General features: G+C 44.7%; 29 protein-coding genes. All 29 read right to left on the minus strand.

Annotated elements, in window-relative coordinates:
* Window positions 1–39: 39 nt before the first annotated feature.
* Window positions 40–1,179, minus strand: coding sequence for a 1-deoxy-D-xylulose-5-phosphate reductoisomerase (locus MHB71_RS13650; protein ID WP_340029909.1), 1,140 nt, complete (start codon window positions 1,177–1,179; stop codon window positions 40–42).
* Window positions 1,180–1,249: 70 nt separating this feature from the next.
* Entirely contained in the window at window positions 1,250–2,044 is a 795-nt protein-coding gene (locus tag MHB71_RS13655; protein ID WP_036670385.1) for a phosphatidate cytidylyltransferase, read from the minus strand.
* A 16-nt stretch (window positions 2,045–2,060) separates the two neighbouring features.
* Window positions 2,061–2,828, minus strand: a complete 768-nt coding sequence (locus tag MHB71_RS13660; RefSeq protein ID WP_017689151.1) for an isoprenyl transferase — start codon at window positions 2,826–2,828, stop codon at window positions 2,061–2,063.
* Window positions 2,829–2,917: 89 nt separating this feature from the next.
* Entirely contained in the window at window positions 2,918–3,472 is a 555-nt protein-coding gene (gene frr / locus MHB71_RS13665) for a ribosome recycling factor (protein ID WP_036670384.1), read from the minus strand.
* Window positions 3,472–4,200, minus strand: coding sequence for a UMP kinase (gene pyrH, locus MHB71_RS13670; protein WP_017689153.1), 729 nt, complete (start codon window positions 4,198–4,200; stop codon window positions 3,472–3,474). Before pyrH ends, frr begins: the two co-directional genes overlap by 1 nt.
* A gap of 232 nt (window positions 4,201–4,432) precedes the next feature.
* Window positions 4,433–5,083, minus strand: coding sequence for a translation elongation factor Ts (gene tsf / locus MHB71_RS13675; RefSeq protein WP_036609326.1), 651 nt, complete (start codon window positions 5,081–5,083; stop codon window positions 4,433–4,435).
* Window positions 5,084–5,198: 115 nt separating this feature from the next.
* A complete protein-coding gene (gene rpsB, locus MHB71_RS13680) occupies window positions 5,199–5,897 on the minus strand; it encodes a 30S ribosomal protein S2 (RefSeq protein ID WP_017689155.1) in 699 nt (232 codons plus the stop codon).
* A gap of 296 nt (window positions 5,898–6,193) precedes the next feature.
* Window positions 6,194–6,820 (minus strand): endolytic transglycosylase MltG, encoded by a 627-nt coding sequence (locus MHB71_RS13685; RefSeq protein ID WP_036670382.1) that lies wholly within the window; start codon window positions 6,818–6,820, stop codon window positions 6,194–6,196.
* 3 nt (window positions 6,821–6,823) lie between these two features.
* Entirely contained in the window at window positions 6,824–7,408 is a 585-nt protein-coding gene (locus MHB71_RS13690; protein ID WP_036609330.1) for a hypothetical protein, read from the minus strand.
* A gap of 65 nt (window positions 7,409–7,473) precedes the next feature.
* Window positions 7,474–7,794 (minus strand): hypothetical protein, encoded by a 321-nt coding sequence (locus MHB71_RS13695; protein ID WP_340029911.1) that lies wholly within the window; start codon window positions 7,792–7,794, stop codon window positions 7,474–7,476.
* A gap of 52 nt (window positions 7,795–7,846) precedes the next feature.
* On the minus strand, window positions 7,847–9,256 hold the full coding sequence (locus tag MHB71_RS13700; protein WP_340029912.1) for a FapA family protein: 1,410 nt from the start codon (window positions 9,254–9,256) through the stop codon (window positions 7,847–7,849).
* A gap of 62 nt (window positions 9,257–9,318) precedes the next feature.
* A complete protein-coding gene (locus MHB71_RS13705) occupies window positions 9,319–10,107 on the minus strand; it encodes a FliA/WhiG family RNA polymerase sigma factor (RefSeq protein ID WP_017689160.1) in 789 nt (262 codons plus the stop codon).
* Between the two features lie 15 nt (window positions 10,108–10,122).
* Window positions 10,123–10,566: a hypothetical protein gene (locus MHB71_RS13710; protein WP_253507499.1), complete on the minus strand. Its 444-nt coding sequence runs from the start codon at window positions 10,564–10,566 to the stop codon at window positions 10,123–10,125.
* A 4-nt stretch (window positions 10,567–10,570) separates the two neighbouring features.
* Window positions 10,571–11,068, minus strand: a complete 498-nt coding sequence (locus MHB71_RS13715) for a chemotaxis protein CheD (RefSeq protein WP_091031874.1) — start codon at window positions 11,066–11,068, stop codon at window positions 10,571–10,573.
* A complete protein-coding gene (locus MHB71_RS13720; RefSeq protein WP_100529443.1) occupies window positions 11,061–11,681 on the minus strand; it encodes a chemotaxis protein CheC in 621 nt (206 codons plus the stop codon). Before MHB71_RS13720 ends, MHB71_RS13715 begins: the two co-directional genes overlap by 8 nt.
* Window positions 11,682–11,691: 10 nt before the next feature.
* Window positions 11,692–12,153 (minus strand): chemotaxis protein CheW, encoded by a 462-nt coding sequence (locus MHB71_RS13725; RefSeq protein WP_036609340.1) that lies wholly within the window; start codon window positions 12,151–12,153, stop codon window positions 11,692–11,694.
* Window positions 12,154–12,194: 41 nt separating this feature from the next.
* Entirely contained in the window at window positions 12,195–14,267 is a 2,073-nt protein-coding gene (locus tag MHB71_RS13730; protein ID WP_076249812.1) for a chemotaxis protein CheA, read from the minus strand.
* Between the two features lie 32 nt (window positions 14,268–14,299).
* Window positions 14,300–15,742 carry a chemotaxis-specific protein-glutamate methyltransferase CheB gene (gene cheB / locus MHB71_RS13735; protein WP_047842490.1) on the minus strand — a complete coding sequence of 481 codons (1,443 nt, stop codon included), beginning with the start codon at window positions 15,740–15,742 and terminating at the stop codon, window positions 14,300–14,302.
* Between the two features lie 32 nt (window positions 15,743–15,774).
* Window positions 15,775–16,662: a MinD/ParA family protein gene (locus MHB71_RS13740; RefSeq protein WP_036670376.1), complete on the minus strand. Its 888-nt coding sequence runs from the start codon at window positions 16,660–16,662 to the stop codon at window positions 15,775–15,777.
* Window positions 16,659–18,011, minus strand: a complete 1,353-nt coding sequence (flhF, locus tag MHB71_RS13745) for a flagellar biosynthesis protein FlhF (protein ID WP_076326818.1) — start codon at window positions 18,009–18,011, stop codon at window positions 16,659–16,661. The genes MHB71_RS13740 and flhF overlap by 4 nt, the downstream gene beginning before the upstream one ends.
* Window positions 18,008–20,041 (minus strand): flagellar biosynthesis protein FlhA, encoded by a 2,034-nt coding sequence (gene flhA / locus MHB71_RS13750; protein WP_340029915.1) that lies wholly within the window; start codon window positions 20,039–20,041, stop codon window positions 18,008–18,010. The genes flhF and flhA overlap by 4 nt, the downstream gene beginning before the upstream one ends.
* A gap of 25 nt (window positions 20,042–20,066) precedes the next feature.
* On the minus strand, window positions 20,067–21,149 hold the full coding sequence (gene flhB / locus MHB71_RS13755) for a flagellar biosynthesis protein FlhB (RefSeq protein ID WP_179086416.1): 1,083 nt from the start codon (window positions 21,147–21,149) through the stop codon (window positions 20,067–20,069).
* A gap of 23 nt (window positions 21,150–21,172) precedes the next feature.
* Window positions 21,173–21,961 (minus strand): flagellar biosynthetic protein FliR, encoded by a 789-nt coding sequence (fliR, locus tag MHB71_RS13760; RefSeq protein ID WP_036609353.1) that lies wholly within the window; start codon window positions 21,959–21,961, stop codon window positions 21,173–21,175.
* A gap of 10 nt (window positions 21,962–21,971) precedes the next feature.
* Window positions 21,972–22,241, minus strand: coding sequence for a flagellar biosynthesis protein FliQ (fliQ, locus tag MHB71_RS13765; RefSeq protein ID WP_017689172.1), 270 nt, complete (start codon window positions 22,239–22,241; stop codon window positions 21,972–21,974).
* A gap of 25 nt (window positions 22,242–22,266) precedes the next feature.
* Window positions 22,267–23,022 (minus strand): flagellar type III secretion system pore protein FliP, encoded by a 756-nt coding sequence (gene fliP / locus MHB71_RS13770; protein ID WP_036609355.1) that lies wholly within the window; start codon window positions 23,020–23,022, stop codon window positions 22,267–22,269.
* A complete protein-coding gene (locus MHB71_RS13775; RefSeq protein ID WP_100529395.1) occupies window positions 23,019–23,555 on the minus strand; it encodes a flagellar biosynthetic protein FliO in 537 nt (178 codons plus the stop codon). Before MHB71_RS13775 ends, fliP begins: the two co-directional genes overlap by 4 nt.
* An 11-nt stretch (window positions 23,556–23,566) precedes the next feature.
* On the minus strand, window positions 23,567–23,932 hold the full coding sequence (locus MHB71_RS13780; RefSeq protein WP_017689175.1) for a response regulator: 366 nt from the start codon (window positions 23,930–23,932) through the stop codon (window positions 23,567–23,569).
* Window positions 23,933–23,960: 28 nt separating this feature from the next.
* Entirely contained in the window at window positions 23,961–25,235 is a 1,275-nt protein-coding gene (fliY, locus tag MHB71_RS13785; RefSeq protein ID WP_036609358.1) for a flagellar motor switch phosphatase FliY, read from the minus strand.
* The gene (gene fliM, locus MHB71_RS13790) at window positions 25,225–26,223 is read right to left on the minus strand and encodes a flagellar motor switch protein FliM (RefSeq protein ID WP_036609359.1); all 999 of its coding nucleotides are present in this window, start codon (window positions 26,221–26,223) and stop codon (window positions 25,225–25,227) included. Before fliM ends, fliY begins: the two co-directional genes overlap by 11 nt.
* Window positions 26,224–26,261: the final 38 nt, after the last annotated feature.

The following is a 26,261-nucleotide window of genomic DNA, read 5'->3' on the forward strand; positions in this document are numbered from 1 at the left end:
AAGAGAATCACTTCTTCCAATTTGTTATGAAAAAAGAGATTACAGACTAGCCGCAAGCTTACGGCTCTCCTGATCACAACGCGCGATCTCCTGCAGATCAGGCTCGTCCACATTGTGGTGTGCTTCCAGCACAGAAGCAATAATATCTTCTATTTTAAGGAATGAAATCTCTTTACGCAAGAAACGGGCTACAGCAACCTCGTTGGCTGCATTAAACGCCGTTGTTGCGGTTCCTCCCATTTTACCACACTCATACGCCATTCTTAAACACGGGAACCGTTCCATATCCATATCACGGAAATGTAATTTCCCAGCTTGAGCAAGAGACAGACGCTGTGCCGGTGATGGCAAGCGGTCAGGGTAAGTCAGTGCATATTGAATGGGCACACGCATATCTGGATTCCCCAGTTGTGCGATGATGCTTGTGTCATCAAATTCCACATAGGAATGAATAACACTCTCTGGGTGAAGCAATACATTAATCTGATCATATCGAAGACCAAATAACCAATGTGCTTCAATGACCTCGAGACCCTTGTTTACCATCGTTGCCGAGTCTATCGTGATTTTGGAGCCCATTGACCAATTTGGATGTTTAAGCGCATCCTCTATAGTCACGTTCTTCAACTGTTCACGGGTAAGATCACGGAATGATCCACCTGAAGCGGTGAGCGTGATGCCTGTCAGGCGTTCTCTGTTTTCACCATTTAAACATTGGAATATAGCAGAGTGCTCACTATCAACGGGCAGTAAAGAAACTCCTTTGGCAGCCGCTCTTGTCGTAACGATATGCCCCGCTGTAACCAATGTCTCCTTATTGGCCAGTCCGATCTGTTTGCCTGCATCTATGGCAGCAAGCGTTGACTCCAATCCAACACTGCCCACCACCGCTGTAACAACCGTATGCGCATCGGTTCCTGCCGCAACTTCTACGAGTCCTTCGTTGCCATAAAATAGTTGCGTTCCTGCTGGAAAATGTGGAGCTATCTTCTCCGCCAGTTCTTTGGACCCCACTGATACTTTCTTCGGCCGGTAACGTTTGGTTTGTTCGATCAGCAGGTCTGTATTGCCTCCGGCAGCCAGTCCCTCCACTTGAAAGAGTTCTGGATGCATGTCAACTACATCCAGTGTCTGGGTTCCAATGGAACCGGTTGACCCAAGAATCGCAATTTTTTTCATGCTGCACCTCATCTTTAATTATCCAATGCCTACGGCGAACAATGCTGTTATCTCAGACTCATGTTCTTCTTTAGTAGGGCAGTAGCATTAGTATATGTACGAATGGAAAAACAACAATCCAGCTGTCGCACCGATCAAGAATGCCTCCATGCCCTGGGAGAAGACTGCCTGAATCCTTGATATTATATACACGTTTGTATGCAGACTGGATCAAGTCACCCATCTGACCTACAACTGCACAGGCAATTCCGATCACAATCGCTCTCTGCCAGGAAAGCAAACCATCTGATACTAATGCAAAAATAACAGAAGTAACAATTGCAATTACGATGCCACCCAGTGCACCCTCTATAGTTTTGTTTGGACTGATAGAAGGCCACAGTTTGTTTTTACCAATGAGTTTCCCTACAAAATAAGCTCCTGCATCACTGGCCCATATGGAGCCCAGCAACAGGAACGTCCAGAACAACCCATGATGCAGATGTCTGGATTCTGCAATGTAATAGAAACCGATCCCTATATACAACACGCCGAGGAAAAGCATGGCCACTGTATTCACGGGAACCTTATTTTTGGTGACAACCGAAGCTGTCATCAGTACAAGCATTACTATCCAGATGACCTGAAATAAGGATAGCGGTCTTGCCTCCCAAAACATTTCCCAAGGAAACACAATGGCAAACACACCAGCATATCCAATCAGGGCCACACCTGAAAAAGGCATCACCCCGGTCATTTTAACAAATTCATAATAACCGATGAGAGCCATAAGCAATACCAAACCATGGTACCAGGGTCCGCCCAGCATGCAAAAACCTAAAAACAACACACCTGCTATGATTCCTGTCGTTAGTCGCTGTTTCAACGGCTTCATCCTCCATCTATTTCAAACCGCCGTAACGCCTTGTTCTGCGCTGATATTCGGCTACTGCTTCAAGCAAATGCTTTTTGCCAAATTCGGGCCAGTATATATCCGTAAACCATAATTCACTATATGCAAGCTGCCAAAGCATAAAGTTGCTTAATCTCAACTCTCCGCTCGTCCGGATCAACAGATCCGGATCAGGCATGTCAACCGTCAGCATATGTCTATCAATGAGTTCAGGTGTTATATCCTCTGCCGATAGTTCCCCCGATTTCACCTGCAGAGCGATCTGTTTAACACAGTCCGTCATTTCACGACGACTTCCATAGTTCATTGCAAAATTCAAAACGAGACCTGTATTATGTTCCGTAAGACGAATGGCTTCCCGCAAGGCATTAATGGTATGAGAAGGTAAATGTTCCTCTTGACCCATCATGCGAATGCGCACATTTTTTTCTATAAGTTCATCCAGCTCTATAGCTAGAAATTCTTGCGGAAGTCGCATCAGAAAATCCACTTCTTCTTTTGGACGCGTCCAGTTTTCTGTCGAAAAAGCGTACATCGTCAGATATTTGATGCCCAGTTCATCCGCCGCGATGGTCGCACGTTTGACCGCCTTCATGCCATTTTGGTGCCCGGCTATACGCGGCAGCCCCAAACGTTTGGCCCATCGTCCATTGCCGTCCATGATGATGGCGACGTGCTGCGGGATATTGTCCTCGGATATAGTCAGCGTTTCCTGCTTGTCAGCCCCATTCCACCACGACCGAACCCGTTTGATCATTCCTGTTCCTCCAAAATCCCTGAAGTTTCTTTATCTGAAGCTTGGAAAAAGAGACAAAACCCCACCGTATTGGAGGGGCTGCGCTTGTCTTACACTTCCATGATTTCTTTTTCTTTGGCAGCGAGTACCTTATCGACTTCAGCAATAAACTTGTCGGTCGATTTTTGGATATCATCTTGATGTCTCCGGGATTCATCCTCGGAAATATCTGACTTTTCCAGTTTCTTGATGTCATCATTCGCATCACGGCGAATGTTACGAATCGCTACTTTACCTTCTTCACCAAACTTCTTCGTCAGCTTAACAAGTTCCGCTCTGCGTTCTTCCGTCAATGCCGGAATAGACAAACGGATCATGCTACCATCATTGGCTGGAGTAAGACCCAGATCCGATTTCATGATGGCACGCTCGATGTCACTCATGGAGGATTTGTCCCAAGGCTGAATCATCAGTGTACGGGAATCCGGAGTACTGATATTAGCGAGTTGATTCAATGGCGTCATTGCTCCATAATACTCTACCTGAATTCGGTCCAGAAGAGCTGGAGTTGCGCGGCCTGCACGCAAAGTAGCCAGGTCACGACGCAATGCTTGAATTGCTTTTTCCATACGCTCTTCGGCATGTTGTTTAACCGCTTGTGGCATTAATCTACACTCCCTTTAACGATTGTTCCGATACGTTCGCCCAGAACAACACGTTTGATGTTACCTTGTTCCGTAATGGCAAATACGATCAACGGGATGTTGTTGTCCTTACAAAGCGAGGATGCCGTTGAATCCATTACACCAAGGTCTTTGTTAAGAATATCCATGTAAGTCAACTGATCAAATTTCACAGCTGTACTGTCCTTAAACGGATCTGCTGAGTATACACCATCAACTTTATTTTTGGCCATCAAGATAACTTCTGCTTCAATCTCCGCTGCGCGCAGTGCTGCTGTTGTATCCGTGGAAAAGAACGGGTTACCTGTACCTGCTGCAAAAATAACGACCCGGCCTTTCTCCAGATGGCGAATAGCTCTACGACGAATATAAGGCTCTGCAATCTGTTGCATTGCAATAGATGTCTGTACACGCGTAGGCACTTCAATCTGTTCCAAAGCATCCTGCAGTGCCAGCGAGTTCATTACTGTCGCCAGCATACCCATATAATCGGCAGTTGCACGATCGATGCCGTTTTCGCTACCGGCAATTCCACGCCAGATGTTTCCGCCGCCACATACAATAGCAACCTGTACACCAAGTGCAACAACCTCTTTTACCTGTTGGGCAATCGACGAGATCGTATCTGCATCAATACCGTAGCCGTTTTGACCGGAAAGAGACTCTCCGCTGACCTTTAAGACAACACGTTTAAATACTGGCTGTTCCAATTATTCACCCTCCACTTTGAATCGAACACGCTTGGTGTTCAACCAACAAAACTTCTCGCGCATGGCCTCCTGCTTAAAAAGAAAGGAACACAGTTGTGTTCCGCTCTTTTAGGAAAAACGTTTAACCGGTAAGGCACTGTTTTCCTGAGATATAAGGGAGTTTACGCTTCGAAGTTTCATCATTCTTATATCTTCGAAAATCAATTCTGCTCGCCGGTTTATAGAAACCGTCTTATTTGTTTACTTGGGACATTACTTCTTCTACGAAGTTGTCTACTTTTTTCTCAAGACCTTCACCCAGTTCGTAACGAACGAAACGACGGATGGAGATGTTTTCACCAATTTGGCTGATTTTTTCGTTCAGCAATTGAGAGATCGTTTTGTCTGGATCTTTAACGAAAGTTTGTTCCAGCAGGCAGTACTCTTCGTAGTATTTACCGATACGGCCTTCAACCATTTTTTCAATGATTTTTTCTGGTTTGCCTTCGTTAAGAGCTTGAGCTTTCAGAATTTCTTTTTCTTTTTCCAGCTCATCTGCAGGAACTTCTTCACGTGTGACGAATTTAGGATTAGCTGCAGCGATTTGCATAGCTACATCTTTAACGAAATCCTTAAATTGATCCGTTTTACCAACGAAGTCTGTTTCACAGTTAACTTCAACCAAGACACCAATACGTCCACCAGCGTGGATGTAAGATTCAACAACGCCTTCAGTTGCTGCACGGCCTGCTTTGCTTGCTGCTGCAGAAAGACCTTTCTCACGCAACAATTCAGCTGCTTTTGTTACATCACCGTTTGCTTCTTCCAGTGCTTTTTTGCAATCGAGCATACCAGCGCCCGTTCTTTCGCGAAGTTCTTTTACTGCACTCGCATTAACTGCCATTATAAATTCCCTCCAACATTAAGTATTGTACGTACACTCTAAAAAAAGGGCAGTGAGAGGTTATCCACCTGCCAACCACCCTTTTCATTTAGTTTATAACATATGTTCGAATCTATTAAGCGGAAGTTTCTTCGCCTTGGTTAGCTTCGATTACAGCATCAGCCATTTTACCTGTCAGCAATTTAACAGCTCGGATCGCGTCGTCATTACCTGGAATAACATAATCGATCTCATCCGGATCGCAGTTAGTATCAACGATACCAACAATTGGGATACCCAATTTGCGAGCTTCCGCAACAGCGATACGCTCTTTGCGTGGATCGATGATGAACAGGGCGCTTGGCAGGCCTTTCATATTTTTAATACCGCCCAAGAATTTCTCCAGACGATCTTTTTCTTTGCGAAGCAAGATAACTTCTTTTTTAGGCAATACAGCGAATGTACCGTCTTCTTCCCAAGCTTCCAACTGTTTCAAACGATCAATACGTTTTTGAATAGTTTGGAAGTTAGTCAGGGTACCGCCGAGCCAGCGTTGGTTAATGTAGAATTGACCAGCACGTTCAGCTTCTTCTTTAACAGAATCTTGAGCTTGTTTCTTAGTGCCCACGAAAAGAATTTTACCATTCTCTCCTGCGATTCCTTTAACGAAATTGTAAGCCTCTTCGACTTTTTTCACCGTTTTTTGCAAATCGATGATGTAAATTCCGTTTCTTTCAGTGAAGATATAACGATCCATTTTTGGGTTCCAACGACGAGTTTGGTGACCGAAGTGTACCCCAGCTTCGAGAAGCTGCTTCATGGAGATTACTGCCATCTTCACACACCTCCTAATATGGTTTTTATTGTGTCCTCCGCCGGCATCATTTTTCGCCAAGACTCTCCATAAGGAAAGCACCCTCAACAAAATTAGCACATGCGTGTGTTTTAACACCGTTATCTAATATAGCATAACTGACTGTCCGATGCAACAGTCTTTGAAGCTAAAATCTACTTTTCGTTTTTTGCTAGTATCGAATCATTTTAAACTTGATATGTAACTCAGGCGCTAATTATTATCAAGCTTTGAAAATGTACCGTTTAATACGCAAAAACCGTCCTGTCCGAGCATGCTCAGTTTGACGGTTCTTTCGTGATTTTTGCGATAATGGATTTGAAACTTTCGCCTTTTTCAAGCGCATAGGTACCCACCTGGATTTTGGTATTGATTCGCTCAGCCTTGCCAGCCTTTATGAATGCTTGAGCATCATCTACGATTCCCGCAGTTTTTAGGTTTGCTGCAACGATCGCCAGACTGTTGCCTGAACGTACTTTAAATGATACTGTTGCGCCTTTCGGATTGCTTGGCGTTACAGGTTCTGTTGTCTTCGGCTCAGTTATCTCTTTCTGCCCTTCACCTTCACTTGCAGCAGGCTCTTGTGGCTTCTCAGGCTCGGTAGGTGTTTCCGTAGAGGTTGCTGTCTCTGGCGGTGTTGCTGTACTCCCCTGCAACTCACTGCTCTCCTGCTTTTTCTTTGCCACCCACTCTGCTTCTGTGTATAGTTCCTCTTCAGAACCGACCAACTTCATATCCAAGGTTTTCGCGGCCGTTTCAAGCTGTTCTTTGGTCATATTGGCAGTCTGCTCGGGGTCCAGATTACTATCCGACAATGCATTTTGTCCAACTGTGGCCAGTTGAAGCAAAACCGCACCAATAATCATGCCGCTCCCCAGACCAATCCATAAGGATCGCTTGTCCATGACTTAGCTTTCCTCCCGTTCTGCCAGTTGCAGTATTAACTGTACCTCACCTCGCTGAATGCCTGTCTGCTTGGATATGGCATCCATCGACTTACCTTCAGCATGTAGATTAAAGAGTTCTGCATATCGATCTTTAATCGATTCACGCCCAGGCAAAGATTCGACTTCACTGGTCTGTTGGTCTGCTTCTAACGCCTGCTGGGCCGCCTCTGCTTGTACACTTTTCACGAGCGCTTGTGCTTGCAAACCTTCGGAAGATTGTACGGATACATTACCGGAGTGTGGAACAGGTGATGCGACAGCTTCATTCTTTTTGCTCTGTTCCAGCTGATCCAACCGCTGCTGTAATTCCTGAAGTTGCAATTGCATACGTTGATCGGCTGCTGTCGCTTCTCCCTTCATTTCAGCCACACGTTGAATAAGAGCATCATTATCATTTTCGATCTCGGTCATGTAGTGTTCAAGCGTAGATTCCATCTCCTGCACCAGTTGATGCCCAGGCTCTTGCGCCTTGTTTTTCCGAGGCATAATACAAGCGTAGGCGATGGCGCAGGCCCCTAATATGACAATAATGATCCATGGTGACAAATTGGGTTCTCTCCTTCTGATTCAACCATCGGTGCGCAAGACTGCATGTCCATAACAACCATTTATTATAAAGACAGATCTATGTGTTTTCCCTTGTAAGGGTGCTCTGCAGGTTTCACAGTTTCTTGAGCTTGAGCCTGAACCGTCTCCTGTCCATCGGAACCACTCTGCTGATCTCCATCATGGTTATGCCCATCACGCACCGAAGTCTGTGAAGTTTCGTCCATTCCTTCACTTCGTTGCCTTGCTTCATTTGCTTCTTTCGACGTTTGCTCTGCCAAAAGATTCTGATCCGTAATCGGTCGCTGCTGGGCTTCACTTTGATAACGTCCCGCTTCACTTGTTCGTGGTACCGCAATCTGCAACTCCACTGCTTTGAAACTCATACGCTCACCTCACGGTTTCGAATGGATTTCTTCCTGTGCCTGAATGCTGTACTTAAACGTATGGAACCATCGTAATATCACCATCGTGATAATAAAATGAAATTCGACTCACTGGATCTTTAATAAATTTCGTGTATCTGCCGATAACTATTTTAGAGCCTCCATAAATCATCTTCAGAATATCAACACGAGCATTACTTGTATCTTCAAGTGCCTTTTCAATTTCAAAGATACGCATTTTCGTTTCTTCACTTATACGAAGAGCAGATTTCTGCGTAGCATTCAGCTTGATTCGCATCGACATTTTATCTGGAGTTAGTTGTCCAGCGGCAGCTAATTGATCCAGCAATGTCAAAGCTTTCTTCGTTTTGTCCAAGGAATCCATCTGTTCTCTGACTTCCTTACGCAAATCATTGAGTTCGTTACGCAGCTTTGGTAGCACACCAACTTCAATGGAAGTGACCGTGGACATGCTGTTGCCCACAATACGCGCTGAGACGTTCTGACCAGCCTGGATCGAGCCACCAACAATAAGACCTTTGGTTCCCGCACAGATGACACCGTGGCCAGCACGAATATTGGAATGCATAATACTTTGGGAAACCAGAACATCTTCACCGGCATCTACGTTGCCTTCTTGAATGAAAGTACATTTAACATTATGGCCTGCTTGTACCAGTCCTTTGTTATAACCAATAATACCACCGGTAATTTCGATTGAGCCGCCTGCTTCCAGTTCAGCTCCTTCGACACCTCCGACGACACGAATGTCCCCTGCTGCTTTTACTTTAAATCCGGTAAGTACATTGCCTCGTATGACAACTGTGCCTACAAAGTCGATATTACCGTTATTGTAGTCAACGTCACCATTGACTTCATAAACCGGAAACACATTCAGTTTGTTACCGTCCGTTTTGGTAACCAGCCCATCCAGTGCAGCATACATCGCAGAACCATCCGGGTTAATCACAACGTTTTTCCCAACTTTAAACCGAGCTTCTTTTCCCGGACGATAAGGAATTTCCTCACCCGTTACTGCCCTGCCTGGTATGCCATCGCTAGGAGCGATCCGCTCTGCAATGATCTGGCCACTACGGACATTGTTTAACCGGGTCACTTCTTTGTAATCGACAGTTCCATCTTCCGATTCCAGTGGTCGTCGTTCATTCGTATCGTCCATTCCAACCAGAACCTTGATGAATCCATCTGTTCCTTGAATGGGAGCGACACCTTCTGCAATCTTGTATTTATCTTTCAAATAGGTTTCAGGGTTGCTCACAAAAAGTAATAATGCCTCTCGCGATACACCTTGTTTGATGCCCTTGTTTGCCACAAATTGTTCAAGTTCATCGATCGTGCAGGCAAAGCCTTCTTCCTCTTTGGAAAATTCAAGGTAGGCTGTGCATTTGTCGTCCGATAAAACAATGTTTAAACATTGTTCCAAAGCAGTCCGCTGTGTCACCGCAATTCTTCCCCCTTTTAGACTTTCCACTCCCCAAACTCCAATGATATTACTTCTCTCTATTAATCTTTACGCATCAACAAATCTTTCTGTTTGTCCAACGTGCCGCGTAATCGTAATATTGCCTTGGAATGTAACTGGGATATACGAGACGGAGAAAGAGACATAACCTCAGCAATTTCACTAAGAGAAAGATCTTCGTAATACAAGAGTGAAACAACCGTTCTCTCTTTTACCGTCAACTTGTCAAGCCCTTGCACCAAAGCTTCCTTCAAATAAAACTCATTCACTTTATAATCCGGATTTTTGGCTTTCTCATCCACCATCAAAGACAGACGAGTCTCAGACTCTTCCTCACGAATTGGGTCCTCCAACGAGCAAAGTGACATGACTGCCACTTCCTGAAGCATATGTTGAAAATCTTTAGTGGATACGTCCAAGTACTCGCTCATTTCCTCATCACTAACAGACCTGAGATAACTTTGTTCCAGCTGTTGGTAGGCGTCTTCAATTCGCTTGGCCTTCTCACGCACAGAACGCGGAACCCAATCACCTTGACGCAGACCGTCAAGAATGGCTCCGCGGACCCTCCATGATGCATAAGTTTCAAATTGCAGACCACGTTCATAGTCGAACTTCTCCAATGCATCAATTAACCCCATAACGCCATTGCTCTCCAAGTCATCCTTGGGAACATTTTTGGGTAAACCAACAGCCAGTCGACCGGATACATAATTTACAATATGAAGATACTTTTCAATCAACGTTTTCTTGGCTTCAAGATCTCCATGTTCTTTCCACTTTTCCCACAGATCAGAATGGTTCAAATGTGAAGCTTTACGCTCGTTCAATTACTTTCACCCTCCTTATTTGTCTGTCAGGTGACGAACGGCCTGCGCCAATTCCTCCGGATCCTTGGTCCGGACAAGTTTAGGCGGATCCAAAGGGGCGAATCCCGTTGGAGCTTTCGTCTCAGATGGCGGAAGATCGTCCCCAGATGAAGCGTTCTGTCCACTCTTGAGCAAATCATTCAGCTCTTGTCCATCGTCTTCGATTTTAATGTCCACCTGTGAACCTCTTTGATCTTGAGCACTTGATGAATCATAACCATACCCATTTCCCTCGATCTGAGGGTTCAGCAGCAATCCCAATCCCCAGCGTAAACCATATGCAAGGACAAACCAGGCTACGAATCCGATCAATCCGCGAATTAAACTGGTCATCAGCACATTGCTGCTGTATGCTACAAAAAAAGTAAGAATAAACCCAACGATGCCTGCTCCAAGATTAATGCGGTAGTTTCCTATCATAGTCTTATAGTTCCTTTACACCCATTTGTACGCTTCGAATAGTCAAAAGTCCAGTTTCACAATCCATCTCAATCGTTCGTCCATAATTCCCACCCGTATCTTCTGCTAGAAGAGGGATATTGAGTTTTTGAAGCCACTCTCGACAAGAATCTGCATTCCTTGGTCCAATACGCATTGTATCTCCAGCGCCAGCAAAGGCAAACATCTGAGAGCCTCCGGCCATTTTAGACACAATACGTGAGCGAGAAGCGCCTAGTTTAATCATCTTTTCCAAAAGCTCAGGCAACGCCGTGTCCGCATATTTCGCAGTGTTCAGTTTCCCTTCACGGGCGATCTCTGAAGTAGGAAGCATGACATGCGCCATTCCAGCCAGCTTCAAATGTGGGTCATACATTGTTAATCCCACACACGAACCCAAGCCAGTCGTACGGATTACACCAGGAAGATGAGCGATGTTTAAATCCGCCATACCGACTTTAACGACGCTTTTGTCCTCAATCATAGCTCAGTGGCACCCCTAGCGATTCAAATATCTTTGCAAAGGATGGTGGATCCGGAATGAGGAAAAACTGACCCTCAACTTGATCTTCACCTTCAAAGAAAGATGTGTCAATCAACAATGCAGCGTCACCCATCTCGCCAAATTGCAGCAAGCCATAACTTAGAATGGCACCTGCCATGTCGATGGCAAGTCCAGGGACAGTTGGATACATAGACAACTTCGTGAAATCTGCCAGAGAAGAAAGATAGGATCCAGCCAAAATATTTCCAATCTCGGAAAGCGCTGATTGTTCCATATCTGTAAAATCAAGTCCTTCTTTCAGATCAAACCCGGCAAGTCTATTTAACAACATTTTAGCAGCCTCTGGTGTCATCATAAAGAAAAGATTTCCCGGTGCCTCGCCTTCTACACGAAGAAACACGGTAACCACGATGCGTTCATCTCCGCCCACTTTTTCGGCAACTTCTTCAAAAGGGAGCATTTGTACTGTAGGTACACCCATGTCAATCGGTCTGTTGAGGAGTTGAGACAACGCCGTTGCGGCGTTGCCTGCTCCAATGTTACCGACCTCTTTGAGCACATCCATCTGGAATACCTCAAATCGGTTGAACATCTCCACGGTACTAGCCCTCAACACTTTCCAGCTGTACAATCTCGCTTTTATTTAATACTTCGTTTAGGTTGAGCATGATCAACAAGCGTGAATCTTCCAATTTAGCAACACCTCGCAGGTATCTCGCTTTGACGCCGCCAACCACTTCTGGTGGGCTATCGATCGCACTGCTCTTGATATCAATAACATCATTGGCAGAATCTACGATAAAGCCAACTTGCATGTCGTCTACACCTACGATAACAATACGAGTCTGATCCGTGTATTCCGTTTCCGGAAGGGAGAAACGACCGCGTAGATCAATGACCGGAATTACAACACCGCGTAGATTAATAACTCCTTTTACAAAGGAAAGTGTCTTGGGAACACGGGTAATTGGCATCATGCGCTCAATCGTCTGAACCTTGTCTACCTCAATACCATACTCTTCGGAACCCAATTTAAAGACGATGACTTTCAACTCTTCTTCCATGTAAAAAACCTCCCTATTAAATGTAAGACTTAGCTCTATGCTTATTTAATAAATGCATTAGGATCAAGAATCAGGGCTACTTGTCCATCTCCGAGAATGGTTGCTCCAGAGATTCCTTCAATAGCAGGAAGATAGGTTCCCATTGATTTGAGAACAATCTCACTTTGTCCAATAAATTCTTCAACAGCTACGGCTGCAAGACGGTCGCCTTTGCGAATCACGACAATTTCTGTTTCTTGCTCATCAGCATCATTGAAATCCGGTACAGAGAATACTTCGCTCAAAGACAAGTACGGAATCAGTGACTCACGGAATGTGATCATTTTATTGCCGTGAATATTACGAACTTGCTCACGTTGTACAATGGCCGTCTCTACAATGGAGGACAACGGAACAGCATATTTCTCAGAACCAAGTCGTACAAGCATTGCAGCAATAATGGATAGTGTCAACGGAAGCTGAACAGAGAAGTTCGTGCCTTTGCCTGGAGTTGAATGAATCGTTACATTACCGCCAAGCGAAGTAATCTTCGATTTTACTACATCCAAGCCAACGCCCCGGCCAGAGATATCCGAGATAATATCAGCAGTACTAAAACCAGGTGCGAACAACAGTTGATTCACTTCATCGTCACTCATCTTGGCACCTTGTTCTTCGGTTACAACACCACGTTTGATCGCGGTTTTCAAAAGCTTGTCGCGATAGATACCTTTACCATCATCTTCAATCTCGATAAATACGTGATTTCCACTGTGGAAGGCACGCAGGTTTACTGTACCCATCTCTGGTTTACCTGCAGCTACACGCTCTGCAATGGATTCCACACCATGGTCAACCGCGTTACGCAGTAAATGCACAAGCGGATCACCAATCTCATCAATTACCGTACGATCCAGTTCCGTCTCAGCACCTGTAATCACCAGATCGATTTTTTTATCAAGTGTCTTAGCCAGATCACGGATCATGCGCGGGAATCGATTAAATACGGTATCTACCGGAACCATCCGCAATTTCAGTACAATATTTTGCAAATCTGTGCTAACTCGACTTAAATGAGCTACTGTATCGGATAAATCATTGTTGCCTGTTTCACTGGCCAGTTGCTCCAGACGTGAACGGTCAATCAACAATTCACTGAACAGGTTCATCAATACGTCGAGACGTTCAATATCCACACGAATGGTACGTGAAGGTGCAGCAGCTTGCTTCGGTGCAGCTGTTTTAGCTGGTGCCGTTGTGGCTTCTTCTTTGGGTACAGAATTCTTATCTGGCGAAGGAACCTCAGCTACAGCTGTTGGTGCGGGTGGCGCTTCAACTGTAGCTGCTACCTGATTGGCCATCTGCTGGAGAGTCTCCTGATCCAGTTGAATGAGCTTTGCACTTTCAATTTCAGAGATACTCATGATGCCTTCTTCCAGTTCGTGCGCTTCTTTAGTTGTTATGTAATACAACGAGAAACTGCGCTCAAACTTCTCCTGCTCAATATCCTGAACGGATGGGTAAGCTTTAACGACTTCACCTGAACGTTCCAGCATATCAAAGACCATATAAGCCCGTACACCTTTTAACTGGCTATGCTCGCTAACAAGCACATCCACGTAGAACACACGATGACCTTCGGCGATCGACTGATCCAGCACTGAATATTGGAATTCATCCAGCTCCACAGCCGAAGAGATTGAAGCGTTAGCCGGCTTGTTTGTTTCTGTAGCAGGTCCATTTCCGTTTGTCATTTCACCATTTTCAATGGCTTGAAGTGAAGCTACGATTGACGACACATCTGCTTTACCTTGTCCACCTTCGGTAATATCCTGAACCATAGTTTCCAAAGCGTCCAGACTCTTGAACATGGTATCAAAAATGTAATCCTGCATTTTCAACTTCTCATTACGAACCAGATCCAACACATTTTCCATTTTATGTGTCAGTGATGCCAAATCTTCAAAGCCCATAGTTGCTGCCATACCCTTCAAGGTATGAGCAGAGCGGAATATAACCTGAACTATGCCCAGGTCTTCCGGATTGCCTTCAAGTTGAAGCATGTTTTCGTTAAGCGATTGCAGATGATCATTAGACTCATCAATAAACATGGATAAATATTGGTTCATGTCCATTGTGAGGCACCTCCTCCGTGAGTTACACTCCGTTATTTCACTGCTTGAACAAGTTTAGAAGCAATCTCCTGCAATGGCAGAAGATGACGAACGCATTGCAGCTCTACAGCAGAACGCGGCATACCATATACAACACATGTTTCTTCATTCTCGGCAAAGGTTGATGTAACTCCAGCTTCGTATAATCGCTTCATCATACGTGCTCCATCACTTCCCATTCCCGTTAGCAAAACAAGATGCCTTTGTAAAGATGTAAACGGTAGAAGTGACTCAAACATCGTATCCACTGAAGGTCTATGTCCATTCACTGGTTGATCTTCAGTCAACTTCACGATAAACTTCCCGTCTGCTGTTTTGTTAACTTTCACATGGAATCCGCCGGGTGCTATATAGGCGGTTCCTTTTTTCAGAACCATGCCCTCTTCAGCTTCAACCACATGCAGTGGACTGAATGTATTCAATCGTTGAGCCAGAGAACGTGTGAAATTGGGCGGCATATGCTGCACAATAATGACCGGTGCAGGCAAATCAGCAGGCAACTGCTCGAGCAATGTCTTGAGAGCCCTCGGTCCACCCGTAGAACAACCTATTGCCACAAGTTTGTTGAATGGTCCTTCCAGCCCTCCTCCACCTTTGGGAACAGGATTAGGCTTGATTACATCCTTGGCTTTTGCAGAGGCAGAAGTTGCCGCTATTTGATCAGCTGCCACTCTAGCTGCATTAGGTAGTCGAACTTCCTTTGGAGTCTGTACTGGATTAGCTGACCTCACTGCTTTTTCTGCCTTCGTCCCCAAATTACGCTCAGCCTTTGGCAAAGGCTCCGGTTTATTCTCTACGCGACCTGGTTTTGAAGGTGACAATGGTTCAATTGGTTTCTTGGCTTTGGCCTGAAAGGCTTCAGTGCGCTCTCGAAGAGAGCGTTGAATCGTCTCGACAGGTTCGATCGTTTTTTTCACAGGCTCCGCTCGATCCCTAGCCGGCAGTTCTTTCTGTACTGGCTGAGTTGGGGGAGCAACTGCTCCTCGCAACATGTCTCTATTTTTCATGGATAACTCACGATCAGCTTTTCTTTTGATCTCATTCATCGCAGCACGCATGCGCTCAACCAAGGCTTTACCAACTTGAGCAATATCCTGGTCATGTGAAATAGATGGTTTGCGAATGAAGTCAAATGCCCCGGCTTCAAGCGCCATAATGGTTTCTTTCATGCCTTGTTCATTGATACCAGAGAGCATAATCACAGGAACGAAAGATTCCTTCATAATTGATTTTAATGCATCCAACCCATTCATTTCGGGCATCTCAACGTCCATTGTAATAATATCGGGTTTCAATTCTAGTGATTTTTGAATCGCTTCTCTACCGTTTGATGCCGTTGCCGTAACCTTGAATTCCGGATCCGCTTGGATCAAATCCGTAACAATCTTACGCATAAAAGCGGAATCATCGACAACCAATACTTGATACGCCGCCATGTTGTGTCACCCCTGTTTCCTTTATTCAGAAATCATGTTGTTCGTTTAAGCCACTTATTCATAAATCCCCTGATTCCTGTCAAGGTTCCGGATCCCGGAGTTGCAGGTACAGCCAGATAACGAAGAGCAAGTTTCTCTATATCTTTAGAGGCTTTGGCATTCGGATAAGCCAGACTATAGGGCATTTGCCTTTTAACCGCCTTGACTACCTGGGCGTCTTCTGAAATATACCCAAGCAGCGGAATATCCGTCTGCAAAAACCGCCTCGCCACTCCAGCTATTTTTTCTGCCACCCGTTCCGCTTCTCGTTCGTCTTCCACCCGGTTAACGATCATCCGAAAGGGTGTAGCATTTTCCTGGCCGTGCATAACTTTGACTAAAGCATAAGCATCGGTTATTGAAGTCGGTTCAGGTGTAGTTATAATCAGGCATTCATCAGCAGCACCGATGAACTTCATATTCTCTCTGGAGAGTCCTGCCCCAGTGTCAAAGATGACATAATCCATTTCCTGGGCAATATCCTCGACTTGACTGGCGAAAAACTCCAGATCACGATCAGACAATGAGAACAACTCTTTCATGCCCGATCCTCCAGCAATGTAAGGCAAGCCACTGGCACCCAGTTGTATGATTTCCCTTATGGATTTTTGTCGGTACAACAGGTGGTAAAGATTATAGGAAGAAGACGTACCCATAAGAACATCAATATTAGCCATTCCAATATCGGCATCAAATACAAGTACCTTTTGCCCCAAAGCCTGCAATGCCAAGGCAAAGTTCAGTGTGAAATTGGATTTGCCAACACCTCCCTTACCACTGGCCACAGTAATGATTTTCGAGGATCGAATATCTCGCTCAATGCCTTCCATTTCCAATGGCGCGGAGACCATACTTCGAAGTGTAGCTGCCTGATCCTTCATTGTGACCATTCTCCCAGCAACTGTTTGGACAACGAATCTGCATCTGGTTTCAACAAATCATCCGGAACATTTTGTCCATTTGCCACATATGCGAGCTTGAGTGGAAAACGGTGTAACAAGTTAAATAGCGGACCGCAGCTCCCAGTCTCATCCATTTTGGTGAAAATCACCTTATCCAGTCCATATTTACTGAAATGTTCCGTGATCTGCACCATATCAGCACTTTTGGAAGTCATACTCATGACCAGAAAGGTTTCGCTATTCTCTACAGGAGCAAGCAAACTTTGCAGTTCTGAAACAAGTAATTCATTTCTGTAGTTTCTACCCGCTGTATCCATAAAGATCAAATCACAATTCTCTAATCGAGAAATGGCACGTTGTGTATCACCAGGCGATTGCACCACCTCAAGTGGAACATTCAGTATAGATGCATACGTTCTAAGCTGTTCTACCGCCGAGATCCGATACGTATCTGATGTAATGAATCCAACTTTACGCTGTTTTTTGAACATTTGTTCAGCAGCCAATTTTGCAATTGTCGTAGTTTTCCCTACACCGGTTGGTCCAGCTACATAGACGATTCGCGTGGTAGGAAGAATGCCTTCTTCAATACGTTGCTCCAAAAAGTGCATAACCTCAAGCTTCACTATTTGCTCTACATCTTGTTCTTTTAATCCATTCTCAGACCATTTTGCTTGAATTGAATCAAACCAGGATTCCCATACTTCAGGCCAAACATCTTGTTCTGTCAAACGTTCTCGGATCGTATGCAGTTCCTCTGGCACAGGGTCCGCAGAAGTACCTTGCTTTGAAAGCCTGGTCACCATCTGTTTAAGATCCTGCAATTCAGTCATTAACTTATCCTGCTGCAGGTCTGAACCTGTTGGCTTCGGAGCAGTTGTTGAACCCGAAAAATCCGCCCCTTGCGGTCGCGGTTTATGATCCGTGCTCGAAGAACCTGAGCCGCTGTCTATGTTTGAACCGATATTACGCGATTCAAACACAGACGGTGCAGCCGCAGATTGGTCCTGTACACTTTGATCAGCTGTATTCGTTGTCACCGACTCATCAGAAGCCGCAACAAACGAACGAGCTGTTTGCCGATAAGCCTCAGGTACAAATGCACGAGGTACAGGCGTGAATTGATTTTGTACTGGCTTTGTTGTTTGCTTGTTTTCTTCCTTATCCACTGCAGCTACAACTTCGATCCGTTTTTTGCGAAACATTCCCATTACACCGCCCACCTTAATCTCTTTGGTGGACAGAATAACGGCATCACTTCCCAGGTCTTTGCGAATTTGAAGCATAGCTTCGGGCATGGTCTCAACAACGTATTGTTTTACTCTCATAAGTTCACCACCCCGATACTTTGAATTTCAACATTCGGCTCCAACTCGCTGTAGGAAAGCACAGGAATGTCCTGCATAGTACGTTCAATAACCTGACGCAGATACATCCGAATGGTTGGAGAAGTTAATACAACAGGTTGTTGACCTGATTGAATCAAACGGTTCACTTGTTCACTGAGCTTCTGATATACACTTTGTGTAGATACAGGGTCTAGCGCAAGATAACTGCCTTGATCCGATTGTTGCACACTTTCAGCAATTTTCTTCTCAAGACCAGGTCCAACCGTGATCACTCGAAGTGTCTCACCTTTCTGTGAGAACTGCTGAGTAATCTGACGTGAGAGGGATTGTCTGACGTATTCAGTCAGCACATCAGGATCTTTCGTATACGTACCATAGTCAGCCAGTGTCTCGAAGATGGTAACCATATCTCGAATAGATATTTTCTCACGCAATAACTTGGCAAGCACTTTCTGTACATCACCAATGGAAAGTAGAGAAGGGATCAGTTCATCCACAAGGGCAGAATAGTTCTCTCTGAGATTATCCACAAGTGCTTTTGTTTCTTGTCTTCCAAGTAACTCATGCGCATGTTTCTTAATCAGTTCCGTCAGATGTGTAGCCACAACGGAAGGCGGATCAACGACCGTATATCCTGCAAGTTCGGCTATGTCTTTGGTTACTTCATCAATCCATAGTGCCGGAAGTCCAAAAGCAGGTTCCGTCGTTTCAATACCTGTCACAGACTCCTCATCATAGCCAGGACTCATGGCAAGGTAATGATTCAACAACAGTTCTCCGCCACCTACCACATTACCCTTGATTTTGATAACATACTCATTGGGTCTGAGCTGGATATTATCTCGAATCCGTATAACCGGAACGACCAACCCCAGTTCAAGAGCACACTGCCTCCGAATCATGATGATCCGATCCAATAAGTCCCCACCCTGCTGATTATCAGCAAGCGGGATTAAACCATAACCAAATTCAAACTCAATAGGGTCCACCTGAAGCAGGTTAATTACACTTTCAGGACTTCTAACCTCTTCAATCTGCTGTTCTTCTTCCAACTGTTCTTCCGCTACTTGTTTCAAATTCAGATTATTCTGCATACGCCACGCGGCATATGCCAACACACCTGCCAACGGAAGCGTAGTAATAACATGAATTGGTGTGAAGAAACCGAGCATGGCAATAACGAAAGCTACGATATAAATTAGTATTGGATATGTAAACAGTTGCCCCGTAATATCATCTGCCAGGTTTCCTTCTGATGACGCTCTGGTGACGATAAGTCCTGCTGCTGTGGAAATAAGCAGAGCCGGGATTTGGCTTACCAATCCATCTCCGATAGTCAGTACAGAGTACGTTGCCATCGCATCTGCGAAAGCCATCCCATGCACAGTCATACCGATAATAAATCCACCAATGAGATTGATCAGGAGGATGATAATACTTGCAATTGCGTCACCTTTTACGAATTTACTTGCTCCATCCATCGCTCCATAGAAATCGGCTTCACGTTCAATTTTGGAACGACGCTCACGAGCTTGTTGCTCGTTGATCAGACCCGCATTCAGATCCGCATCAATACTCATTTGTTTACCAGGCATCGCATCAAGGGTGAATCGGGCAGCAACTTCAGCTACGCGCTCAGACCCCTTTGTAATAACGATAAACTGAACGACAACGAGGATCAAAAACACGATAAATCCAATTGCAATTTGCCCTCCAGCAATCCAGCTACCAAAGGTAGCAACTACAGCTCCAGCATCCCCTTCACCAAGAATTAGCTTGGTAGTCGAAATGTTCAGAGCCAGTCGGAATAGTGTAGTGATCAACAGCAAAGCTGGAAAAATAGAAAACTGTAACGCTTCTTTGCTGTTCATTGCAACAAGGAGTATCATCAGTGCAATTGAAATATTGACGACCAGCAACAAGTCCAACAGCCAGGTTGGGATCGGAAGAATCATCATCAACACAATGCCAATGATACCCGCAAGGACAGCTATATCTTTAATCTTCAATGAATGTACGGCCTCCGATCCCCTTTTATTTCGTTCTGCCCTTTAGTTTATATACATAAGCCAGCACTTCAGCTACCGCTTGAAACAAATCGGCCGGTATAGCGTCACCAATCTCGGCTCTCTGGAACAATGCCCGTGCCAGCGGCTTGTTTTCCATCGTAATAACACCGTTTTCTTTGGCTATTTCCTTAATACGCAAGGCGACATAATCCTGACCTTTGGCAATAATCTGTGGTGCCTCCATCTCGGAACCTTCATACTTTAGCGCAACCGCAAAGTGGGTCGGGTTCGTGATGATCACATCCGCATTTGGCACTTCCTGCATCATGCGCTGCATAGCCATACGACGCTGGCGTTCCCGGATTTTACCTTTGATCAGCGGATCACCTTCCATTTTCTTGTACTCGTCTTTGATGTCTTGCTTGGACATACGAATCTTCTTCTCATGGTCATACTTTTGATACATGTAATCAAATATCGCAAGTATCATTAATGCCACTGCAATCTTGATACCAAGACTTAAAGTAATCGACGCAGCGAAATGTAAAATAGCATCCAATGAAAAATGAGAAAGTGAAGCAATATCTGACTGGTAGCCTTTAATTGTACTGTAAACGAGATAACCGATAAGCGACATTTTCAAAATGGATTTAGCAAATTCCACTAATGAGCGGAGAGAGAATATATTTTTGAAACCTTTAATCGGGTCCAGTTTCTCAAGTTTTGGCTTCAAACCTTCCCCTACAAGAAGAAAACCAACTTGCATGTAGTTAACGATCAAAGCAACCAGGAACGCACCCAGCAAAACGGGAGCGATCAATAACAAAACTTCAATGCCATAGCGCATCATAAGCGCCATCACATTCTCTCCGGTGATATCCATACTCAATCGATTGATGAAGATATCTGTAAACAGACGAACTATACGTTCTTTATAGAAATTGCTGAATACCATCATGATCAAAAACACGATTAGGAGAATGGATGCGCCAGATAGTTCAGCGCTTTTTACAACCTGTCCTTTTTTTCGTGTATCCTGTCTCTTTTTCGGGGTAGCTTTCTCCGTCTTCTCCCCTGAAAACAACTGGAGGTCGAGTTGAAGTTTCATCCGTGTCTTTTCCTCCGTTTCACTCAGCCGGGCCTTTGTCCAATGGTTCCAAGCAATTTTTCCATCGATCTGAATATCGCTTCGAACAATTGACTAAATACAAAGGAGAAACTGGGAACCAGCAAAAGCAAAATAGCAAGACCAACGAGTAACTTAAGCGGCAACCCAACTGCAAATACATTAAATTGAGGAGCAGTTTTGGCCAAAAAACCCAATCCAACATCCGTCAAAAACAACGCAACTACAATCGGAGCCGACATCTGAAAAGCCAGCATAAATGATTGACCTAAGGTCTGAATCAAAAATTCAGCAATACTTCCATCTGCCAACCGTAGGAAAAACACATTAGATAATGGTACCCACCGGTAACTGTAAACTATCGCATCCAGCAAATAATGGTGACCATTCATCGTTAGAAACAGAAGCATAGCAAATGCATACTTCAAGTTACCCGTAAGTGGAGCGGAAGCACCTGTCATTGGATCGTATACATTGGCCATACCAAAACCGATCTGTAGATCGATAAAGGTCCCCGCAGTCTGAACAGCCGTCATCAACAGATAAGCCACAAAACCTAAAAGCAGGCCAATTAGAATCTCTCTGATGATCAATAAGACATAACTCAGGTCTGTGGGTACGGTCTGGTCTATTCCGTAAATCAGATAGACAGATAATGTGACAAATGCAGAGATACCTATTTTAACTGAAGCCGGCACATTTCGAGCCGAAAAAACTGGCGCAGTTACAAAAAATGATGTGATTCGACAAAACATAAGCAGAGCGACAGGGAAACTTTGCAACAATGTCTCCATCTGCTAAAGCCTACCCTATGTATCTGTATAGATTATCGAGAATGTTAAACGTGAAATCGACCAAGATATTTAAGATCCAAGGTCCAAACAAAAGTACTGACAGAAGTACGGCAACAATCTTGGGCACAAAAGCTAATGTTTGTTCCTGAATTTGAGTTGTCGCTTGAAAAATACTGATTGCAAGTCCTACAACCAGAGCTAGTATAAGCATAGGTGCGCTGGCCAGCAATGACGTGTATACCGCTTTCCCGGCCAGACCGATAATAAATTCCGAAGTCATGACCGTCCTCCTTTAACTTTCCGGATCAAGTGTTAAAACTCAGTAACAGTGACTTGACAACCAGATACCACCCGTCCACAAGGACAAAGAGCAGTATTTTGAAAGGTAATGAGATCATGACCGGCGGAAGCATCATCATCCCCATTGCCATGAGTGTACTCGCGACAACAATGTCTATAACCAGAAACGGAATAAAAATCATAAACCCCATCTGGAATGCTGTCTTCAACTCACTGATTACATATGCCGGCACCATAACAGTAATTGGGATATCCTGATAGGTCTTTGGTTGTTCAGTCTGATTGTACTTCATAAACAGCAGAAGATCTTTTTCTCTGGTGTGACTAAACATAAATTTCTTCATGGGATCCGCTGCTTTTTCAAGTGCCTCGGTTTGCGTAAGCTCTCCCTGGAGATAGGGCTGAAGCGCTACCTGATTTATGGAAGACAACGTCGGCGACATAATGAAAAGTGTCAGAAATAGCGCCAAACCGACCAGCACCTGATTGGGTGGCATTTGTTGTGTACCCAAAGATGTACGTATAAAACCGAGCACAATTACAATCCGGGTAAAACTGGTCATCAGTACAAGCATTGCTGGAGCAATACTAAGCACTGTAATTAACAGAATGATGGACAGTGAACTCGTGCTTGGTGTCCCTCCATCACCGTTTCCAATCTGAATATCAATATTCGGAATGGGTTCGGCAAAGGCAACCGTTACAGATGCCAGACTGATAAGTCCTAATAAACAACACGCTAACCAAATCTTTTTCTTCATGAATCCCTCGACCGATCTGTAGTATTGTCTTTATCCAGGAGCTTTTCCATCTTCTCTTTACGGTTAGGCATCTGCCGAAGTTTGGATTCAAACATTTCGTGAAAAGAAGTTGTGTCCTCTAGTTCCATTTCCCGCGGCGGTTCTTCTTTACGGAAACGTTTTGTGAGCTTGGCAATGAGAGGTGAGAGATTTCCTTGTTGTGCAGCAGCATCTCGTTCGAAGGAATCAATGATTCTTTGGGCCTCTTCCAAATCCGAAACCTTATCTATCAACTGGATGTCTTCACCTACACCAAGCAGATATACACACCCACCAATTTCCATAATTTGCAACGACTTGTTTTGCCCCAGTCCAACTCCGCCCAGGGTACGAATTGTGCCGTGCCGGAACATTTGCTGATTCCTTTTGTTTAGAAAACGGATCAGATAAACAATAAGGGCCAGGATGACGGCCAGGACAACAATCACCCATACAAGCTGTAAATAATAATTACTTCCCACGCCAGCTCCTCCTGGAATATCACCCTGAGCCATCATCATGTCTCTTAAACGCCCAGTGTCTTGCTGATCGCTTCGATAACCCGGTCAGATTGGAACGGTTTAACGATAAAGTCTTTAGCACCTGCTTGAATAGCGTCGATTACCATCGCTTGTTGACCCATCGCGGAGCACATAATTACTTTAGCGTTAGCATCAATCTTCTTGATTTCTTTCAAAGCTGCAATGCCGTCCATCTCAGGCATCGTAATATCCATTGTGATTAGATCCGGACGAAGCTCTTTAAATTTCTCAATTGCTTGTGAGCCATCCTGTGCCTCACCAACAACCTCATATCCATTTTTGGACAAAATGTCCCGGATCATCATTCTCATAAATGCAGCGTCGTCTACGACTAAAATTCGGTTTGCCATCTTGATTCAAGTCCTCCCTAAATTGTGCTTATTGTAATTTCTGAATTCGGTCCCATTGGCTAACGATATCTATAACACGAACACCAAAGTTTTCGTCAATAACGACAACTTCTCCCTTGGCGATCAGTTTGTTATTCACCAAAATATCGACAGGTTCCCCGGCTAACTTATCCAGTTCGACAATCGAACCCTGTGACAGTTCCAAAATATCTTTAATTTGCTTCTGGGTCCTTCCTAATTCTACGGTGACCTTAAGGGGAATGTCCATCAATAAATTCAAATTGTTTTCGTCTACCTGACCATACGCCCCATTTTGCAAATTGGCGAATTGAACTGGTTGTACGTTAACATTCCTATTTGGCATTCCACCGTAATGTTGAGGTGCACCATAAGGTTGCTGCGGTGGCATGCCATACGGCTGCTGTGGCGGCATTCCTTGAGGCATACCCATCGGGGCCTGTCCATATCCGTTATAGTCCTGAGCAGGCTGTTGTGGAGCCTGTGGAGCCTGTTGGTGCTGAACGGGCGGCTGCTCCGCAACCGGTGGTGGCGTTGCTGGTACAGCTGCTGGCGCAGGTTCAGGTGTTGATGCCACTGGTGCGCTGGCAGTTGACTCCTGAGCGCCTCCAATCAGCATATCTACCATGCTTTTGGCAAAATGTACTGGAAGCAACTGCATCAGATTGGAATCGATCAGATCCCCGATTAACAAACGAAATGAAACTTGGATAAGTGTCTCATCTGCTGGAAGATTACTTACACCCTCTCCACTCTCCAGATTGAGAATATCGATTCCCGGAGGGGAAATATTCACAAAACGATTAAAAATCGTGGACATTGAGGTTGCAGAGGAACCCATCATCTGGTTCATCGCTTCCTGTACTGCACTAATATGGATTTCATTCAGTTCTTCATCGACCGGATTTCCTTCTCCACCCAACATCAAATCAGCGATGACTTGGGCATCTCTCTTCTTGATAACAAGTGAGTTAATACCTTCGAATCCATCCACGTAATTCACATGAACGGCAACATGTGGCTTAGGAAAAGCTTCTTCAAACTGCGTTCGACTAATGATAGAAACTTTAGGTGTTGTAATATCTACTTTGAGGCCTAATAGCGTGGATAAGGCTGTTGCCGCGCTACCAAATGTAATGTTACCAATCTCCCCCAAGGCATCCTGCTCCAGCTCGGTCAAAAAATCATCAACCGTCTTTTCAGCGGGTTCCGAGCTGTTTATCGATTCCGATTGCCTGAGCAAAGCATCGATTTCTTCTTGGGATAAATAATCCTTACTCGTCAAATTCTTCAACTCCTTCGGTGACAATCTTGTCTATTTGCACAGCCACACGGTCTTTGATTGTCCCCGGACTGCCCATGTATTTCAGTTTGTCACCCACTTTTATGGAAAGTCCCTCATCAACTGGTTTGTTCAACGTAATGACATCGCCAACGGACAGACCCAGAAATTCTGCAATTGAAATTCTCGATTCTCCCAATTCCGCAACGATTGGTAACTTGGCTTTGTTTACACGCTCTTTTAGAGCATCATACTCCTCCGGAGCTCTCGTTTTCTTCTCCGAAACAAACCACTGATGAGTTGACAACCGTGACATAATAGGTTCAAGAACGACATGCGGTATACATAGATTGATCATGCCTGTCGTGTCACCAATTTTGGTACTGAGCGAGATCAGAGCAATGGTCTCATTGGGAGATACAATCTGCATAAATTGCGGATTGGTCTCGAGCGCTTCCATCCTTGGGGAAATATCCAACACAGTTTTCCATGCTTCCTGCAAACTTTCAAATGCTCGGCTGAATATCCGCTCCATGATGGTCGTCTCAATCTCCGTCATGGATGCGATCTTGGTTGGAGCAATTCCGGTTCCACCAAGCAGGCGATCCAACATCGCATATCCCACGTTTGGATGGACTTCCATCACCATTCGTCCCTGTAGTGGCTCCGCTTCAAAAATGTTCAATATCGTCATCTTAGGAATAGAACGGATAAACTCATCATAAGGCAACTGTTCGACCTGAACGACATTGATTTGAACGAACGTCCGCAGTTGGGCTGAAAAATAAGTGGTGAGAAAGCGTGCAAAGTTTTCGTGAATACGAGTCAAGCTTCTGATATGGTCTTTGGAAAAACGCACTGCCCGCTTAAAATCGTACGATCTGATTTTCTTCTGAGTTTCTTCCTTCTTCAATTCTTCTGCGTCCATTTCACCAGAAGAAAGGGCTGCTAATAGGGCGTCAATCTCATTTTGTGATAATACATCCACCATGTTCTCACCCCCTTACAGGTCTACAGCGTGTTCTGTTC

This window comes from Paenibacillus sp. FSL H7-0940 (assembly GCF_037979415.1).
Taxonomy (GTDB): Bacteria; Bacillota; Bacilli; order Paenibacillales; family Paenibacillaceae; genus Paenibacillus; species Paenibacillus amylolyticus.

What these genes read in the sequence shown, in the direction of transcription:
- MHB71_RS13650 (WP_340029909.1), bottom strand. Translation starts at nt 1,179, where the DNA reads ATGAAAAAAATTGCGATTCTTGGGTCAACCGGTTCCATTGGAACCCAG.
- MHB71_RS13660 (WP_017689151.1), bottom strand. Translation starts at nt 2,828, where the DNA reads ATGATCAAACGGGTTCGGTCGTGGTGGAATGGGGCTGACAAGCAGGAA.
- frr (WP_036670384.1), bottom strand. Translation starts at nt 3,472, where the DNA reads ATGCCACAAGCGGTTAAACAACATGCCGAAGAGCGTATGGAAAAAGCA.
- tsf (WP_036609326.1), bottom strand. Translation starts at nt 5,083, where the DNA reads ATGGCAGTTAATGCGAGTGCAGTAAAAGAACTTCGCGAAAGAACGGGC.
- rpsB (WP_017689155.1), bottom strand. Translation starts at nt 5,897, where the DNA reads ATGGCAGTAATCTCCATGAAGCAGCTTCTCGAAGCTGGGGTACACTTC.
- MHB71_RS13685 (WP_036670382.1), bottom strand. Translation starts at nt 6,820, where the DNA reads ATGGACAAGCGATCCTTATGGATTGGTCTGGGGAGCGGCATGATTATT.
- MHB71_RS13695 (WP_340029911.1), bottom strand. Translation starts at nt 7,794, where the DNA reads ATGAGTTTCAAAGCAGTGGAGTTGCAGATTGCGGTACCACGAACAAGT.
- MHB71_RS13710 (WP_253507499.1), bottom strand. Translation starts at nt 10,566, where the DNA reads ATGATAGGAAACTACCGCATTAATCTTGGAGCAGGCATCGTTGGGTTT.
- MHB71_RS13715 (WP_091031874.1), bottom strand. Translation starts at nt 11,068, where the DNA reads ATGATTGAGGACAAAAGCGTCGTTAAAGTCGGTATGGCGGATTTAAAC.
- MHB71_RS13720 (WP_100529443.1), bottom strand. Translation starts at nt 11,681, where the DNA reads ATGTTCAACCGATTTGAGGTATTCCAGATGGATGTGCTCAAAGAGGTC.
- MHB71_RS13725 (WP_036609340.1), bottom strand. Translation starts at nt 12,153, where the DNA reads ATGGAAGAAGAGTTGAAAGTCATCGTCTTTAAATTGGGTTCCGAAGAG.
- MHB71_RS13730 (WP_076249812.1), bottom strand. Translation starts at nt 14,267, where the DNA reads ATGGACATGAACCAATATTTATCCATGTTTATTGATGAGTCTAATGAT.
- cheB (WP_047842490.1), bottom strand. Translation starts at nt 15,742, where the DNA reads ATGGCGGCGTATCAAGTATTGGTTGTCGATGATTCCGCTTTTATGCGT.
- MHB71_RS13740 (WP_036670376.1), bottom strand. Translation starts at nt 16,662, where the DNA reads ATGAAGGATCAGGCAGCTACACTTCGAAGTATGGTCTCCGCGCCATTG.
- flhF (WP_076326818.1), bottom strand. Translation starts at nt 18,011, where the DNA reads ATGAGAGTAAAACAATACGTTGTTGAGACCATGCCCGAAGCTATGCTT.
- flhB (WP_179086416.1), bottom strand. Translation starts at nt 21,149, where the DNA reads ATGAAACTTCAACTCGACCTCCAGTTGTTTTCAGGGGAGAAGACGGAG.
- fliR (WP_036609353.1), bottom strand. Translation starts at nt 21,961, where the DNA reads ATGGAGACATTGTTGCAAAGTTTCCCTGTCGCTCTGCTTATGTTTTGT.
- fliQ (WP_017689172.1), bottom strand. Translation starts at nt 22,241, where the DNA reads ATGACTTCGGAATTTATTATCGGTCTGGCCGGGAAAGCGGTATACACG.
- fliP (WP_036609355.1), bottom strand. Translation starts at nt 23,022, where the DNA reads ATGAAGAAAAAGATTTGGTTAGCGTGTTGTTTATTAGGACTTATCAGT.
- MHB71_RS13775 (WP_100529395.1), bottom strand. Translation starts at nt 23,555, where the DNA reads ATGGCTCAGGGTGATATTCCAGGAGGAGCTGGCGTGGGAAGTAATTAT.
- MHB71_RS13780 (WP_017689175.1), bottom strand. Translation starts at nt 23,932, where the DNA reads ATGGCAAACCGAATTTTAGTCGTAGACGACGCTGCATTTATGAGAATG.
- fliM (WP_036609359.1), bottom strand. Translation starts at nt 26,223, where the DNA reads ATGGTGGATGTATTATCACAAAATGAGATTGACGCCCTATTAGCAGCC.